Source organism: Pseudogemmobacter sp. TB195, from assembly GCF_058313095.1.
The window spans coordinates 1-654 of record NZ_JBZEGG010000120.1; the positions used below are offsets into that span (position 1 = coordinate 1).

The following is a 654-nucleotide window of genomic DNA, read 5'->3' on the forward strand; positions in this document are numbered from 1 at the left end:
TGCCTCGGGCGACGGTCCGCCCAGGTCCGCCGGGCGGGCGGGCGGCAGGGGCGCGGCTGCGACGGCGACAGGCGCGGCCTCATCCGTGGCGATATCCGTGGCGATGTCCGTCGCGGGCGCTCCCTGGCCGGAGGCGCCGCCGAGGCCATGGGGGCGGACAGGCGGCAGCGGCGCCATGGCCGCGTCAATGGTGTTGGCGGCCACGGCGTCGGAGCTGAGCGCGGCGGTGGCCATATTGAGCTGCGGATCATCCGGGCGGCGCGGCGGCAACGGCACGATGCCCATCTGTCCCGTTTCCGGGCTGGCGTCCGGCTGCCCGTCGTCGTCAGGCCGCATGGCCGCCAGCGAGGCCGGGTCCTGCGGCCGCGCGGCCGGAACAGGGGCCATTTCGGCGATGCGGGTGGATTGCGGCTCCAGCGGCGGCAGACGGTCGGCGGACGGCGGCGGCGCGGCCGCCACGGCGACCGGCTGGGCCTGCTGCTGTTTGCCGCCGCCAAAGAAGCCGAGCAGGCCGGCGTCGCCCGTCGTCTGGTTGCCTTCGGCCCAGGCCACCTGCTGGGCGGTGGCGGCCGCTTCCTTCGCCGTGCGCGGCTTGTAAGGCGGCGCGGCCGCGATCGCCTTCTGTTCGGCGACGTCCTCGCCCTCATCGGCGCC

1 protein-coding gene is annotated in these 654 nt (G+C 76.3%); it reads right to left on the reverse strand.

All coding sequences use genetic code 11. From position 1 onward, the window contains the following. Window positions 1–654: hypothetical protein (locus AC4FS3_RS28925; RefSeq protein ID WP_491023407.1), on the reverse strand; the 654-nt coding region annotated here is incomplete at both ends.